Origin of the sequence: Streptomyces sp. NPDC086554 (genome assembly GCF_040686095.1) — a bacterium.
GTDB lineage: Bacteria > Actinomycetota > Actinomycetes > Streptomycetales > Streptomycetaceae > Streptomyces.
This window is the reverse complement of record NZ_JBFBJK010000024.1, coordinates 72,467-87,447: the sequence shown is the minus strand read 5'-3', so window position 1 is coordinate 87,447 and position 14,981 is coordinate 72,467. Positions and strand designations below refer to the sequence as shown.

General features: G+C 70.9%; 12 protein-coding genes and 1 pseudogene. 7 read left to right on the top strand and 6 right to left on the bottom strand.

The genetic code is table 11. The annotated features are described in order from the left end of the window. The first annotated feature begins 157 nt into the window (after positions 1-157). Complete coding sequence (locus tag AB0O76_RS33290; protein ID WP_135335056.1) at positions 158-1,519, top strand: glutamine synthetase family protein; 1,362 nt, start codon at positions 158-160, stop codon at positions 1,517-1,519. Between the two features lie 124 nt (positions 1,520-1,643). Here AB0O76_RS33290 and AB0O76_RS33285 read toward each other — a convergent pair whose 3' ends face one another. Together AB0O76_RS33285 and AB0O76_RS33280 are read right to left on the bottom strand one after the other, a co-directional pair. After that, positions 1,644-2,078 carry a VOC family protein gene (locus AB0O76_RS33285; protein WP_365498955.1) on the bottom strand — a complete coding sequence of 145 codons (435 nt, stop codon included), beginning with the start codon at positions 2,076-2,078 and terminating at the stop codon, positions 1,644-1,646. Positions 2,079-2,110: 32 nt separating this feature from the next. Next, positions 2,111-2,626, bottom strand: a complete 516-nt coding sequence (locus AB0O76_RS33280) for a pyridoxamine 5'-phosphate oxidase family protein (RefSeq protein ID WP_365498952.1) — start codon at positions 2,624-2,626, stop codon at positions 2,111-2,113. 115 nt (positions 2,627-2,741) lie between these two features. Here AB0O76_RS33280 and AB0O76_RS33275 point away from each other — a divergent pair, with 115 nt between their 5' ends. Next, positions 2,742-5,735, top strand: coding sequence for a bifunctional [glutamine synthetase] adenylyltransferase/[glutamine synthetase]-adenylyl-L-tyrosine phosphorylase (locus AB0O76_RS33275; protein WP_365498949.1), 2,994 nt, complete (start codon positions 2,742-2,744; stop codon positions 5,733-5,735). 18 nt (positions 5,736-5,753) lie between these two features. Here AB0O76_RS33275 and AB0O76_RS33270 read toward each other — a convergent pair whose 3' ends face one another. Further along, positions 5,754-6,149 (bottom strand): VOC family protein, encoded by a 396-nt coding sequence (locus AB0O76_RS33270; RefSeq protein ID WP_365498946.1) that lies wholly within the window; start codon positions 6,147-6,149, stop codon positions 5,754-5,756. Positions 6,150-6,279: 130 nt separating this feature from the next. On the opposite strand from AB0O76_RS33270, the pseudogene AB0O76_RS33265 reads away from it, so the two are divergent. Next, a pseudogene (locus AB0O76_RS33265) lies at positions 6,280-6,478 on the top strand (amidohydrolase); the annotation flags it as partial. 159 nt (positions 6,479-6,637) lie between these two features. Here AB0O76_RS33265 and AB0O76_RS33260 read toward each other — a convergent pair. The 3 genes from AB0O76_RS33260 to AB0O76_RS33250 form a co-directional block, all read right to left on the bottom strand. After that, positions 6,638-7,498 carry a phosphatase PAP2 family protein gene (locus AB0O76_RS33260; RefSeq protein WP_365498943.1) on the bottom strand — a complete coding sequence of 287 codons (861 nt, stop codon included), beginning with the start codon at positions 7,496-7,498 and terminating at the stop codon, positions 6,638-6,640. Between the two features lie 89 nt (positions 7,499-7,587). Continuing rightward, on the bottom strand, positions 7,588-8,622 hold the full coding sequence (locus AB0O76_RS33255; RefSeq protein ID WP_365498940.1) for a LacI family DNA-binding transcriptional regulator: 1,035 nt from the start codon (positions 8,620-8,622) through the stop codon (positions 7,588-7,590). A 25-nt stretch (positions 8,623-8,647) separates the two neighbouring features. Beyond that, positions 8,648-10,297 (bottom strand): glycoside hydrolase family 13 protein, encoded by a 1,650-nt coding sequence (locus AB0O76_RS33250; protein ID WP_365498937.1) that lies wholly within the window; start codon positions 10,295-10,297, stop codon positions 8,648-8,650. Between the two features lie 196 nt (positions 10,298-10,493). Here AB0O76_RS33250 and AB0O76_RS33245 point away from each other — a divergent pair, with 196 nt between their 5' ends. The 4 genes from AB0O76_RS33245 to AB0O76_RS33230 all read left to right on the top strand — a co-directional run bounded on the left by AB0O76_RS33245 (position 10,494) and on the right by AB0O76_RS33230 (position 14,975). Next, on the top strand, positions 10,494-12,146 hold the full coding sequence (locus AB0O76_RS33245; RefSeq protein WP_365498935.1) for a fused response regulator/phosphatase: 1,653 nt from the start codon (positions 10,494-10,496) through the stop codon (positions 12,144-12,146). Positions 12,147-12,213: 67 nt separating this feature from the next. Further along, a complete protein-coding gene (locus tag AB0O76_RS33240) occupies positions 12,214-13,128 on the top strand; it encodes a metal-dependent hydrolase (RefSeq protein WP_365498932.1) in 915 nt (304 codons plus the stop codon). Between the two features lies 1 nt (position 13,129). Next, entirely contained in the window at positions 13,130-14,200 is a 1,071-nt protein-coding gene (locus AB0O76_RS33235) for a PDR/VanB family oxidoreductase (RefSeq protein ID WP_365498930.1), read from the top strand. 76 nt (positions 14,201-14,276) lie between these two features. Continuing rightward, positions 14,277-14,975, top strand: a complete 699-nt coding sequence (locus tag AB0O76_RS33230) for a TetR/AcrR family transcriptional regulator (protein WP_365498927.1) — start codon at positions 14,277-14,279, stop codon at positions 14,973-14,975. Positions 14,976-14,981 lie beyond the last annotated feature (6 nt).

The following is a 14,981-nucleotide window of genomic DNA, read 5'->3' as shown; positions in this document are numbered from 1 at the left end:
CAGGCACTATGGGCACAGGGCGGCACGAGCTCCGCAATGCGCTCGAAACCGTGTGGTGGGATGCTCATGAGCCCCGATGTGTCCCCAGGTACGAACACAGCGCGAACACAGCGCGGACGCAGGCGGCCTGACCAGCAAGGATGGGTGGAAGCGGAAGATGGACAAGCAGCAGGAATTCGTGCTCCGGACTCTGGAGGAGCGCGACATCCGGTTCGTACGCCTGTGGTTCACGGATGTCCTCGGCTTCCTGAAATCGGTCGCGGTGGCACCCGCCGAGCTGGAGCAGGCCTTCGACGAGGGCATCGGCTTCGACGGCTCGGCCATCGAGGGCTTCGCCCGGGTGTACGAATCGGACATGATCGCCAAGCCGGACCCCTCGACCTTCCAGGTCCTGCCCTGGCGCGCGGAGGCACCCGGCACCGCCCGGATGTTCTGCGACATCCTCATGCCGGACGGCTCACCGTCCTTCGCGGACCCGCGCTACGTCCTGAAGCGGGCCCTCGCCAAGACCTCGGACCTCGGGTTCACCTTCTACACCCACCCCGAGATCGAGTTCTTCCTCCTGAAGGACAAGCCGCTGGACGGCTCGCGGCCCACCCCCGCCGACAACTCCGGCTACTTCGACCACACCCCGCAGAACGTGGGCATGGACTTCCGCCGGCAGGCGATCACCATGCTCGAATCGATGGGCATCTCGGTCGAGTTCAGCCACCACGAGGGGGCTCCCGGCCAGCAGGAGATCGACCTCCGGTACGCGGACGCGCTGTCCACGGCCGACAACATCATGACCTTCCGCCTGGTCATGAAGCAGGTCGCCCTGGAGCAGGGCGTGCAGGCGACCTTCATGCCGAAGCCGTTCTCCGAGCACCCGGGCAGCGGTATGCACACGCACCTGTCGCTGTTCGAGGGCGACCGCAACGCGTTCTACGAGTCGGGCTCCGAGTACCAGCTCTCCAAGGTCGGCCGCTCCTTCATCGCGGGCCTCCTGAAGCACGCCGCCGAGATCTCCGCGGTCACCAACCAGTGGGTGAACTCCTACAAGCGCATCTGGGGCGGCTCGGAGCGCACGGCGGGCGCGGGCGGCGAGGCACCCTCGTACATCTGCTGGGGCCACAACAACCGCTCCGCGCTGATCCGCGTCCCGATGTACAAGCCCGGCAAGACCGGCTCGGCACGGGTGGAGGTCCGCTCGATCGACTCGGGCGCGAACCCGTACCTGACGTACGCCGTGCTGCTCGCCGCGGGCCTCAAGGGCATCGAGGAGGGCTACGAGCTGCCGCCGGGCGCCGATGACGACGTCTGGGCGCTGAGTGACGGCGAGCGTCGCGCGATGGGCATCGAGCCGCTCCCGCAGAACCTGGGGGAGGCGATTGCGCTGATGGAGCGCAGCGAGCTGGTCGCCGAGACGCTCGGCGAGCACGTCTACGACTTCTTCCTGCGGAACAAGAAGCAGGAGTGGGAGGAGTACCGGAGTGAGGTCACGGCCTTTGAGCTGAGGAAGAACCTGCCGGTGCTGTAAAGCCCCGTAAGGGGCGCGGGGAACTGCGCGAGCAACCACAGAAAAGCCGCAGTCGCGTCGGCCGAGCAATTCGGCAGACGCGACTGCGGCTTTTCGTCGGCTGAGCGCGCAGTTCCCCGCGCCCCTACGGGGCGCTGACGATCGCGTCCCGCAGAGGTGTAGACGCCCGCACCCTGTACTCCTGGATGGCCCAGCCATTGCCATCGGGATCCTTGAAGTACATGAACGTCCCGCCATCCTGCGGCGCGTGAGCCACTGGCTCGGTGATGTCCAACCCGCGTGCTGTCAGCTCGGCATACGCCGCCTTCGCGTCCGAGACGCACAACTGGAGGCCCTGGTACGAGCCCGCGGCCGGCGTCGGTCCTTCCATCGTGTCCCAGAGCGTGTCGGCCAGGGCGATGGAACAGCCGGAGCCCGGCGGGGTCAGCTGGACGATGCGCATGCCCGGCATGACCTCCGTGTCGATGTCCACATGGAAGCCGAGCTTGTCGCGGTAGAACTCCTTGGCCCGGTCGACGTCGCTGACGGGGAGCGGGATCACCTCGAGTGTGTATTCCATGTGCGGCAGTACAGCAGGGACTGGCCCCGCTGTCAGCGCTTGAAACGCCACCGCGTCTGGCTGAAGGGCTCGCCCTTGCCGAAGCCGAAGGCGGTGCGGGGTGCCACCTCGAAGACGTACGCGTGGCCGGCGCCGTGGTGGAAGCAGCCGTCGCGCACCTCGTAGTGCCAGAAGCTGCCGTACTTCTCCTCCCAGGCCGCCGCGAGGACCCGAAGCCGGTCCTCGTCGGTGATGCGGACCGCGGCGCCCTCGACGACCAGGTCGTACCCCTTGTCCCAGCGGTTGGTGCCGGTGGTCAGCACCACCTCGGGGTTGGCCGCGAGGTTCCTCGCCTTGCGTTCCTCGGGGCCTGTGGTGAAGTGCAGGGCGCCGTCCAGCCACACCGCGGGCAGCGGGGTGACGTGTGGGCGTCCGTCGGGACGCACGGTTGAGATCCAGAACAGCTCGGCCGTGCGCAGCTGCCGCAGCGCGTCGGGCCACGGCGTCGCGGACGCGCCCTCGCTGCTGTACCGGGCGTCCAGTTCGGTACGCGGTTGCCTGCCGGTCATGATCCGCCTCCTGTCACCGCCACCATGCTCCCGTCCAAGTACGGACCGCGCACGCGGGCGGAACTCATCGGTGAGGCCGTAGGCTCGGGCGAGGAGTGATCGAACGGAGGCGGGCATGACGGTGCCGCAAGGGCGCAGAAGCAGTACGTTCACGCGGCTGCTGCGGCATGGTTTCACCGACCCGTCGGCCGCCGAGCGGCTGCTCGGCGCCCCCGAGCTGGCCGCGCTGCGCTCCGACCCGCTGCTGCTCGACGCCCTGGGCGTGGCCGCCGACCCGGATCTGGCGCTGCTCGGTCTGGTCCGGCTCGTCGAGGCGCAGCCGGACGAGACGAGCCGCCGCGAGTTGCTCGACACTCTGGTCAGCGCCAAGCCGCTGCGTGACCGGCTGCTCGGGGTGCTCGGCGCGTCCGAGGCCCTCGCCGACCATCTGGCCCGGCATCCCGGTGACTGGCGGGCCCTTGTCACGTACGAGGCGGCCGATCTGCACCCCGGTGTCGAGGAGTTCGAGCGCGGCCTCGCCGACGCCACCGACCCGGTCTCACTGCGGGTCTCCTACCGCCGCTGTCTGCTCGCCATCGCGGCCCGCGACGTCTGCGGCACGACGAACGTCGCAGAGGCCGCGGCCGAGCTCGCCGACCTGGCGACGGCGACGCTGCGCGCGGCGCTCGCCATGGCCAGGACTGCGGCGCCCGCGGACGCCGCGCAGTGCAGGCTCGCGGTCATCGCGATGGGCAAGTGCGGTGGACATGAGTTGAATTACGTGTCGGACGTCGACGTGATCTTCGTCGGCGAGGCGGCCGACGGCGCCGACGAGGGCAAGGCGCTGCAGGCCGCCACGCGGCTCGCCTCGCACATGATGCGGATCTGCTCGGAGACCACGGTCGAGGGCACGATCTGGCCGGTCGACGCCAACCTCCGCCCGGAGGGGCGCAATGGGCCGCTGGTGCGCACGCTCAGCAGCCACCTCGCCTACTACCAGCGGTGGGCCAAGACCTGGGAGTTCCAGGCGCTCCTGAAGGCCCGCCCGGTCGCCGGTGACCTGGAGCTCGGTGAGGAGTACGTCGCCACGCTCGCGCCGCTCGTCTGGCACGCGGCAGAGCGCGACAACTTCGTCCCCGACGTGCAGAAGATGCGCCGCAGGGTCGTCGAGAACATTCCGGCGGGCGAGGTCGACCGTGAGCTGAAGCTGGGTCCCGGCGGCCTGCGGGACGTCGAATTCGCCGTACAGCTCCTGCAGTTGGTGCACGGGCGCAGCGACATGTCGCTGCGCAGCGGCTCGACCCTTGAGGCCCTCGGCGCGCTGGCCGCCGGCGGTTATGTGGGCCGGGTGGACGCCGTCCAGCTCGACGACGCCTACCGTTTCCTGCGCTCCCTGGAGCACCGCATCCAGCTCTTCAAGCTGCGGCGCACGCATCTGGTCCCCGAGGACGACGCCGACCTGCGGCGCATCGGCCGCTCCCTGGGCATGCGGACGGAACCGATCACCGAGCTGAACCGCGCCTGGAAGCGGCACACGACGGTCGTGCGGCGCCTGCACGAGAAGCTCTTCTACCGCCCGCTCCTCGACGCGGTGGCCCAACTCGCCCCCGGCGAGATCCGGTTGAGCGCGGAGGCGGCCCGCCAACGCCTGGTGGCCCTCGGCTACGCGGACCCGTCGGCGGCCCTGCGCCACCTGGAGGCGCTCGCCTCCGGCGTCACCCGCAAGGCGGCGATCCAGCGAACCCTGCTCCCGGTCCTCCTCGGCTGGTTCGCGGACTCGGCGGAGCCCGACGCGGGCCTGCTGAACTTCCGCAAGGTGTCCGACGCGCTCGGCAAGACCCCTTGGTACCTACGGCTGTTGAGGGACGAGGGCGCGGCGGCCGAGAACCTCGCCCGCGTCCTGTCCGCGGGCCGCCTCGCTCCCGACCTCCTCCTGCGCGCCCCCGAGGCGGTCGCCCTCCTCGGCGACCCCCGCGGCCTCGAACCCCGCGACCACGCCCACCTGGAGCAGGAGGTCCTCGCGGCGGTCGGCCGTGCGGACGGCGCCGAGCAGGCGGTGACCGCCGCGCGCGGGGTCCGCCGCCGCGAACTGTTCCGCACCGCCGCCGCCGACATCATCGGGTCGTACGGCACCGAGGAGAGCCCCGCTGAGGCCGATCCCGGGGCGCTCGTCGACCTGGTGGGCGACGCGGTCTCGGACCTGACGGCGGCGACGATCGCGGGCACCCTGCGCGCGGTGGTCCGCGAGGGCTGGGGCGACGAGCTGCCCACCCGTTTCGCGGTCATCGGCATGGGCCGCTTCGGCGGCCACGAACTGGGCTACGGCTCGGACGCCGACGTCCTGTTCGTCCACGAGCCCCGCGAGGGAGTCGACGAGCACTCGGCCGCGAAGGCCGCCGCCAAGGTGGTCTCCGAGATGCGCCGACTGCTCCAACTCCCCTCCTCCGACCCGCCGTTGCTCATCGACACCGACCTGCGCCCGGAGGGCAGGAGCGGTCCCCTGGTGCGTACGCTCAAGTCGTACGAGGCCTACTACCGCCGCTGGTCCCTCGTCTGGGAGTCCCAGGCGCTCCTTCGCGCCGAACCGGTCGCGGGCGACGCCGAGTTGGGCCGCGCCTTCATCGATCTGATCGACACCCTGCGCTATCCGGCCGAGGGTCTCGGCGAGGACGCGGTCCGTGAGATCCGCCGCCTCAAGGCCCGTATGGAGGCCGAGCGGATGCCGCGCGGCGCCGACCCGACGCTGCACGCCAAGCTGGGCCGCGGCGGCCTCTCGGACGTCGAATGGACCGTCCAGCTCCTGCAGTTGGAGCAGGGCTGGGCCGAACCGGGCCTGCGCACCACCCGCACCCGCGAGGCCCTGGCGGCGGCCTGCGCGGCCGAGCTGATCCCGACGGAGGACGCGGCGATCCTGGACGAGGCCTGGGTGCTCGCGACGCGCGTACGGAACGCGGTGATGCTGGTGCGCGGCCGGGCGGGCGACACGTTCCCGTCGGACGGCCGTGAACTGGCCGCCGTAGGACGGTACTTGGGCTACGGCCCCGGGCATGTGGGCGACATGCTGGACGACTACCGCCGCATCACGCGGCGGGCGCGGGCCGTGGTGGAGGAGAGGTTCTACGGGGCGTAGGGGGGGTGCCTGCGCGCCCTAGCTCTGCGGCGCGAGCGTGCGCAGGACGCAGAACTCGTTGCCCTCGGGGTCGGCCATGACCACCCAGTTGCGGTCCGATCCCTGGCCCACATCCGTTGTGGTGGCGCCGAGGGCGAGCAGCCTGGTCACCTCGTCATCGGTGCTGCGGTCGATCGGACTGACATCGAGGTGCAGCCGGTTCTTCACCGACTTACCCTCGGGCACCTGGAGGAACACCAGGGTGGGCGGCATCTGGCGGGCCCGGACATCCTCGACGGTCGGTACCCAGGAGCCGATCTCGACCTTGCCCTCGTTCCGGTCGATCACCTTGAAGCCCAGGACCTCGCACCAGAATTCCGCGAGCCTCTCCGGATCGTGACAGTCAACGGCCAGCTCGGTGAACCTACTTGTCATGACTCTCCCAGACAGTGCGGACGGGCGCCCAGAGTATGCCGCCGCTTCGCACGCGCACCCGGCGGCCGCCCGGCGCGGCCGGATCGAGCGCCGAGCCGAGCACCATGAGCTCCGCACCGCCCTGCGCGCGGCGGGGGGCGAAGGACCGCGCGAGTTCGCCCAGCGGGCCGGCGTCGTCTGCGACGCGCGGGGGCGCCCTACCGGTCACCTCATCGAGCACGCCGCCCAAGCCCTCGTACGCCGAGCGCCGCACCCGCCTGGTCGAGCTGCTCTCCGGCATGGCGGCCACCGGCCTGACCGGCGCCCATGTGATGGACACCGGACCCGGCGGCGTACACGTACGCCGTGCGGCACGTGCTCGACACCGTCGCGGGGCTCGGCCCGAGCGGGCGCCTCGCGCACCGGATCGAGCACATCGAGACCCGCGGGGCGGCCGGTCCCTCGCAGGGGGGCACGGGGCTCCAGGCGCTCGAAGGCTGCACCGCGCCTCACACCTTCAGTGGTGGGGCGAGGGAAGCCCTCTCGTCCCGCAGCGCGACTTCCCTCGGCAGCGAGTACGGCATGCTCCCGTACCAGACCCACGCCACCGCGAAGCCGAACGCGAGGCAGATCATGCCGCCCACCGCGTCCAGCCAGAAGTGGTTGGCGGTCGCCACGATGACGACCAGCGTCACCGTCGGGTAGAGCAGGCCCAGCACCTTCGCCCATGGCACCGAGGCCAGGGCGAAGATCGTCAGGCCGCACCACAGGGACCAGCCGATGTGCATCGACGGCATCGCGGCGTACTGGTTCGACATGTGCTTGAGGTCGCCGGAGGCCATGGAGCCCCAGGTCTGGTGGACCAGGACCGTGTCGATGAAGTCGTTGCCGTTCATCAGGCGCGGGGGTGCGAGCGGATACAGGTAGTAGCCGAGCAGGGCCACCGCCGTCGTCGCGAAGAGCACCATGCGCGTCGCCGCATAACGACCCGGATGCTTACGGAACAGCCACACCAGGACACCCAGCGTCACCACGAAGTGCAGCGTCGCGTAGTAGTAGTTCATGCCGACGATGAGCCATGTCACCGAGTTCACCGCGTGGTTGACGCTCTCCTCGATGGCAAGACCCAGGTGGTGCTCCACCTGCCAGATCCAGTCGGCGTTGCTCAGGGCCTGTGACCTCTGTTCCGGCACGGCGTTGCGGATCAGGGAGTACGTCCAGTAACTCACCGCGATCAGCAGGATCTCGAACCAGAGGCGCGGGCGCCGGGGCGTGCGCAACCGGCTCACGAATGTCCGCCCCGTGCGGTCGGTCTCCTCGCCCGCATTGGGTGATGTGGTGGGCCGCTCCCGGCCTTCCAGTGTCGTCACGTCATCTCACCCATAGGCACAGAGTCTGCCAGATTCCCACCCTATGACCGATCATCCCAAGGTCTGGTTCAGGTCGCATTCCCTACGCCCTATGGACGAGTTCGTCCCCCAGGGGCAGAGGCTGTTGAACCCCGAACCACCAGCTCGGGCAGGAACACGAATTCACTGTGCGGAGCGGGGGTGCCGCCGATCTCCTCGAGGAGTGTACGCACCGCCGCCTGGCCCATGGCCGGCACCGGTTTGCGCACCGTGGTAAGCGGCGGATCGGTGAACGCGATCAGGGGGGAGTCGTCGAAACCGACCACCGAGACGTCGTCCGGGACCTCGAGTCCGCGCTGCCGTGCCGCCCGGATCGCCCCGAGCGCCATCATGTCGCTGGCGCAGACGACGGCCGTGCAGCCGCGGTCGAGAAGAGCGGACGCCGCTGCCTGTCCGCCCTCCAGCGTGTACAGCGAGTGTTCGACGAGTTCCGACTCGATGGCCTCGGGGGTCAGGGCGAGCTGGTCCCGCATCGTGCGTACGAAGCCCTCGATCTTCCGCTGTACGGGCACGAACCGCTTCGGGCCCAGGGCGAGCCCGATGCGCGTATGACCGAGGGAGACGAGGTGGGTGACCGCGAGGCGCGTCGCCGCGCGGTCGTCCGGCGAGATGAAGGGCGCCCGCACCTTGGGGGAGAAGCCGTCGACCAGGACGAACGGCACGCCCTGGGCGCGCAGCTGGTCGTAACGCCCCATGTCGGCCGTGGTGTCGGCGTGCAGGCCCGAGACGAAGATGATGCCGCTGACGCCGCGGTCCACCAGCATCTCCGTCAGCTCGTCCTCCGTGGAGCCGCCCGGCGTCTGCGTCGCGAGCACCGGTGTGTACCCCTGGCGGGTCAGGGCCTGGCCGATGACCTGGGCGAGCGCGGGGAAGATCGGGTTCTCCAGCTCCGGGGTGATCAGGCCGACGAGACCCGCGCTGCGCTGCCGCAGCCGCACCGGACGTTCGTAGCCCAGCACGTCGAGCGCGGCAAGCACGGACTGGCGGGTGGCCGCGGCGACGCCCGGTTTGCCGTTGAGCACCCGGCTGACCGTCGCCTCGCTGACCCCCGCCTGCGCTGCGATGTCGGCCAGTCGTGCGGTCACAGGATTGGACTGTACCGGTCACATCTCAGGCTGCCCACCAGACCGTCGAATCCGCGGGGACGGCCGCTTCGGCGGAGGCAGGATCCAGGTCCGCGCTCGACAGGAGCACGCTGCCGGGCGTGGGGATCGTGACGGCTTCGGAGGTGAGGTTCACCGTGCAGACGAGCGTGCCGCCGGGCGTCGTGCGGCGGAAGGCCAGGACGCCTTCGGGAGCGTCGAGCCACTCCACCTGGCGGCCCGCGCCGAGCGCCGGGTGCTCGCGGCGCACGGCGAGCGCACGGCGGTAGAACTCCAGGGTGGAGCCGGGGTCGCCCTCCTGGGCCGCCACGGACAGGTCCTTCCAGCTGTCCGGCTGCGGAAGCCAGCTCGGGCCGCCCTCGACAGGACCGAAGCCGAACGGCGCACGCTCCCCGGACCAGGGCAGCGGCACCCGGCACCCGTCGCGCGTCCCATCCTGCCCCGTCGTACGGAAGAACGCGGGATCCTGGCGCACCTCGTCCGGCAGTTCGGTGACCTCGGGCAGGCCGAGCTCCTCGCCCTGGTAGAGGTAGGCCGAGCCGGGCAGCGCCAGCATCAGGAGCGTCGCCGCCCTGGCCCGGCGCAGGCCGCGGGCCGCGTCGCCGTCGGCGAAGCGGGTGGAGTGCCGTACGACGTCGTGGTTGGAGAGCACCCAGGTCGCGGGCGCGTGCACGGCGTTCATCGCGTCGAGGGAGCGGTCGATGACGGCACGCAGCGCGGCGGCGTCCCAACCCGTCGTCAGATACTCGAAGTTGAAGGCCTGGTGCAGTTCGTCCGGGCGGATGTACAGCGCGCTGCGCTCCACCGTCGGCGTCCACGCCTCGGCGACGGCAACGCGTTCACCTGCGTACGTATCGAGAATCTGGCGCCACTCGCGGTAGATCTCGTGCACGCCGTCCTGGTCGAAGTACGGCACCGCCTGCTTGCCGAGCAGCTTCACCTGCTCGGCGTGGCCGATGTCGGGCAGGCCCGCCGCCTTGATCAGGCCGTGCGCCACATCGATGCGGAAGCCGTCGACGCCGAGGTCGAGCCAGAAGCGCAGGACGGAGCGGAACTCCTCGTGCACCGCCGGGTGTTCCCAGTTGAAGTCGGGCTGCTCGGGCGCGAAGAGGTGCAGATACCAGTCGCCGTCCGCCACCCGCGTCCACGCCGGGCCGCCGAAGACGGACTCCCAGTCGTTGGGCGGCTCGGAGCCGTCCGGGCCCTTGCCGGGACGGAAGTGGAAGCGCTCCCGCCACGCCGAACCCGGGCCCTCGCGCAGCGCCCGCGTGAACCAGTCGTGCTGCTCCGAGCAGTGGTTGGGCACCACGTCGACGATCACCCGCAGGCCCAGCGCGTGCGCTTCCCGTACGAGATCGTCGGCGTCCGGCAGGGTCCCGAAGATCGGGTCGACCGCGCGGTAGTCCGCCACGTCGTACCCGGCGTCGGCCTGCGGGGACACATAGAAGGGGGAGAGCCACACCGCGTCGACGCCGAGCCGCCGCAGATGGGGGAGGCGGGCCGTGACGCCCGGCAGATCGCCCATGCCGTCGCCGTCGCCGTCGGCGAAACTGCGCGGATAGACCTGGTAGATGACGGCCTCGCGCCACCACTCACGGCGCGCGGCGGCGTCGGACGAGGCGTCGGCGGGAAGGGCGGCCGTGAGGTGCTGGGTCATGAAGTCCCTCGGGGATACGGGGTGCGGACATCTCGATGAACGTCGGGCGGAAGGCGAAGGTCACGAGGCCTTCTTGCAGTTGGAGTGTCACGGGGGCGCAGTGTTCCCGTCCGCCCCCGGAGGGTGACCAGGAGCGATAGCGTGGTGGGGCGGGCCGAGGGGGTCCGCCCCGTCCGCGCCCCGAGGGGCGGTCCGCGTGAGCGTCGAGAGCACGGCAGTGGGTACGGTCAGCACGGTCTTGGTGGTCGACGACGTGGCCGCCACCAGATACGCCCTCAGCGCGGTCCTGCGCAGGGCGGGACACCGGGTGGTCCTCGCCGCCAGCGCGCGCGAGGCCCTGACGGAGCTCGACACCCTGCTGCGCGCCGGGCAGCTGCCGGACGTCGCGCTCGTGGACGTCGGCCTGCCCGACATGAGCGGCTACGAACTCTGCCGCCGCATGAAGCTGTCGCCGCCGATCGCCGCCCTGCCGGTCGTCCACTTCTCCGCGGTGGCGCGCGAGGCGGCCGAGCGCTGCCAGGGGCTCGACGTGGGCGGCGAGTCCTATCTGACGGTGCCCGCCGAACCCGAGGAGATCCAGGCGGTCGTACGGGCCGCCGCGCGCGGGGCGCGCTGCCGCAGCGATGCCCAACTGCGGGCGGGGCGCCTCGCGTTGCTCGCCGGTCTCATCCGTGAGGTGCAGTCGGCGCGCTGCCTGGGCGAGCTCGCCGACGCGGCGGCGGCCGGTACGGAGCGGCTGACCGCCGCGCCCGCCGCCGCGTTCGTGCTCGACGACGACGGCGAGCTGTACCGGGGGCTCTCCCGGACCAGGCTCGCCACCTCGCTGCCGGACGACGCGGCGCACGAGGCGGTGGGCCGGCTGATGCGCCGCGTCATGGCGGGGCGGACGGGCGTGCGCGACACGGTGGTGCCCGCGCCGCTGTGGCCGCCCGGGTTCTTCCGGCCGGTGGGGCGCACCGGACAGTGGTGCGACGGGACGCCGGAGAACGCCCGCCTCGTCCTGGCCCGCCTGCGCGAAGGGCGCACGCTGGTCTCCCTCGCGACCCCCGCGTACGGCGAGGAGGGGCCCGCTGAGGCCGCCCGGCTCGTCGGACGGCTCGCGCACGCCACCGCACTCGCCGCGGAGCCGCTGCTGATGTACCAAGAGGAACGCCATATCGCCCTCACCCTCCAACGCAGCTTCCTGCCGGGCAAGTTGCCCAGGCTGCCGGGCACGGACGTCGTCGTCCGCTATGAACCCGCGTCCCGCCAGACCGAGATCGGCGGCGACTTCTACGCGGCGCTCGCCACGCCCGCCGGCGTCCTCACCGGCATCGGCGACGTCGTGGGGCACTCGCTCGACGCGGCCACCGTGATGGTGGAGATCCGCCACGCGCTGCGCGCCTACTGCGTCGAGGACCCCGACCCCGGAGCGCTCACCCGCCGCCTCGACCGGATGCTCCAGCACTACCACCCGGACGTGACGGCCACGATGTGCCTCAGCCTGGTCGACCCCGCGACCGGGCGCATGCTGATCGCCAACGCCGGGCACATCCCGCCGCTGCTCGTGCGGGACGAGGGCGTGGCGGCGTACGTGTCGGCGCGGGGCCCGCTGCTAGGGCTCGGCCTCGACAGGCCGCCGCCGAGCGAGATGGTGCTCGCGGCGAAGGACCGCCTCCTGATGGTCACCGACGGGCTCATCGAGACACGGGGTACGGACCTGGCGGTCTCGATGGAACGCCTGCGCATCGCGGCGGCGGCCGCGCCGGCCGGTCTCGCCGCCCTGTGCGACAGCCTCCTGGCCTGCTTCGGCCGGGACCGCGAGGACGACGTCGCGTTGCTGGCCCTGCGGCTGTCCTCGGGCCGCTAGCGCAGCCGCCGAAGAAACCGCTGCACACACCTGTACCCGGAGACTTACCCATCAGTACATTGACGCCATGTCTAATACGCAGAGCCGGGCGCCCGAGCCCGTCGCGTCCGAGCACACCGCGCTCAAGGCACGCAAAGTCTCCTTCTCCTGGGAGAACACCCCGCTCCACTGGGTGCCGGGCGACCCCTTCGTCACGCACACGATCAACGTCCTCCACCTGCTGCTGCCCGCCGGTGAACGCTGGTTCGTCCACGTGTACAAGCAAGTGCTTCCGTACATACGCGACGAGCGGCTCCGCGAGGACGTGATCGGCTTCATCGGCCAGGAGGCCATGCACTCGCAGGCCCACGACGAGGTGCTGCCCCACCTCAAGGAGCAGGGCCTCGACCCGACGCCGTACACCGCCCAGGTCGACTGGCTCTTCGAGAAGCTGCTCGGCGACAGGACGCTGCCGCCGGGCAAGGCCCGCAAATGGTGGCTCATGGAGCGCGTCGCGATGATCGCGGCGATCGAGCACTACACCGCCTTCCTCGGCAACTGGGTCCTGAACGCCGAGGAGTTGGACCGGCGCGGCGCCGATCCGACCATGCTGGATCTGCTGCGCTGGCACGGCGCGGAGGAGGTCGAGCACCGCTCCGTCGCCTTCGAGCTGTTCATGCACGTCGACGGCAGCTACCGGCGGCGCGCGAGGACCTGGGCCACGGCCTTCACCGCCCTGGTGTTCCTCTGGCAGCGCGGGGCGCGGTTCTTCATGGAGAACGACCCGACGCTGATCGGCGGCAAGGCCTCGTTCAAGGACTTCTACAAGAGCGGCAGGCAGGGCACGCTGCCGACGACCCAGGACATGATCCGCTCCATCCCGCGCTATCTGAGCCGCGGCTACCACCCCTCCCAGGAGGGCAGCACCGAGCAGGCTCTCGCCTATCTCGCCTCATCGCCCGCGGCGACCGCCGCCGGCGCCGCGACGAACGGAGCCCGCTGACATGCCCCGCATCCGCACCGTCCTGCTCGTCGCGGGCGCGGCCGTCCTCGCAAGGCGGGCGATGCGGCGCCGCATCGACGCCTCGCCGCTGTGGCCGCTGCCCGCCCTGGAGGAGCCGATATCGGGACGCCCGCGCTCCCGCGCGCTGCGGCTCCTGGTCACCCGCCACGAGAAGGTCGCCGACGGTGTCGTACAACTGCGCCTGGAAGGCGATGACTTGCCGCCGTGGGAGCCGGGCGCCCACCTCGACCTCGTGCTGCCGTCGGGTCTCGTCCGCCAGTACTCGCTGTGCGGGGACCCCGAGGACTCGTCCTCGTACACCGTCGCGACCCGTCTTATCGGCGCGGAGCAGGGCGGCCGCGGCGGCTCGCGCGAGGTGCACGAGCAGCTTCAGGAGGGGGTGGAGGTCGAGATCCGCGGGCCACGCAACCGCTTCCCGCTGGCCGACGCCGATGCGTACGTCTTTGTCGCGGGCGGCATCGGCATCACGCCGATCCTCCCGATGCTGCGGGCCGTCGAGGCCGCGGGGCGCGCATGGCGGTTGCTGTACGGGGGCCGTTCGCGTGCCTCCATGCCGTTCCTAGAGGACGTCGAGAAGCTGGGCGGCGCGGCGGCGGACCGGGTCACGGTCGCCGCCGACGACGAGGGCGGCCAACCGGACCTGACCGGATTCCTGGCCGGACTGCGGCCGGGCACCGCTGTGTACGTCTGCGGTCCCGAGGGCCTGATGGACGCGGTCGCCGAGCGCGTCCCCGAAGGCTGCGCACTCCACCTGGAGCGGTTCACGCCCCATACGTCCACCGAGGGCAACGAACCCTTCGAGGTCGAACTGCGCCGCAGCGGACGGACGATCGACGTGCCCGCCGACTCCACGGTCCTCGCCGCGGTGCGCGCGGAGCTGCCCGACACCCTGTACTCCTGCGAGCAGGGATTCTGCGGAACGTGCCAACAGCGAGTCCTGGAAGGGGAGATCGACCACCGCGACGAGCTGCTCACGGACGCGGAGCGCGCGGACTCGATGCTGATATGCGTGTCACGGGCGAACGGGGGCCGCATCGTCCTCGACATGTGAACAATCGTCCTCGACATGTGAACAGTTGGGGCGGACCGGCCCTTGGACGGCCGGATCCGCTCGGTAAGGTGTTCGCATGACTACCGGGGTGCGCCGCAGAATGGGTGTCGAAGAGCGGCGGCAGCAGCTGATCGGGGTCGCCCTCGACCTGTTCAGCCACCGCTCGCCCGACGATGTGTCCATCGACGAGATAGCGGCGGCCGCGGGCATCTCGCGACCGCTGGTCTACCACTACTTCCCGGGCAAACTCAGCCTGTACGAAGCGGCGTTGCAGCGCGCGGCCGACGATCTCGCCGAGCGTTTCGTGGAGCCGCGGGAGGGCCCGCTGGGGGCTCGGCTGCTGCGGGTGATGGGCCGCTTCTTCGATTTCGTCGACGGCCACGGACCTGGCTTCTCCGCGTTGATGCGCGGCGGCCCCGCGGTCGGCTCGTCGACGACGAACGCGCTGATCGATTCGGTGCGCCAGGCCGCGTACGTCCAGATCCTCGCCCACCTGGGCGTCACGGACCCGCCTGCGCGGCTCGAACTCGTCATCCGCTCCTGGATCTCGCTCGCCGAGTCCACGGCGCTGATCTGGCTCGACGGACGCCGCATGCCGCGCGCCGAGCTCGAACTCCAACTGGTCCACGACTTCGCGGCGTTGACCGCGGTGAGCGCGGCATTCGACGAGGAGATGGCGGACATCCTGCGCACCGTGCTCGCCGACGAACCGGCGGACGGCCTCTTCGCCGAGCTGATCACCCGCCTGATCGAACTGGCCCCGCAGCAGTCCTGACCTGCC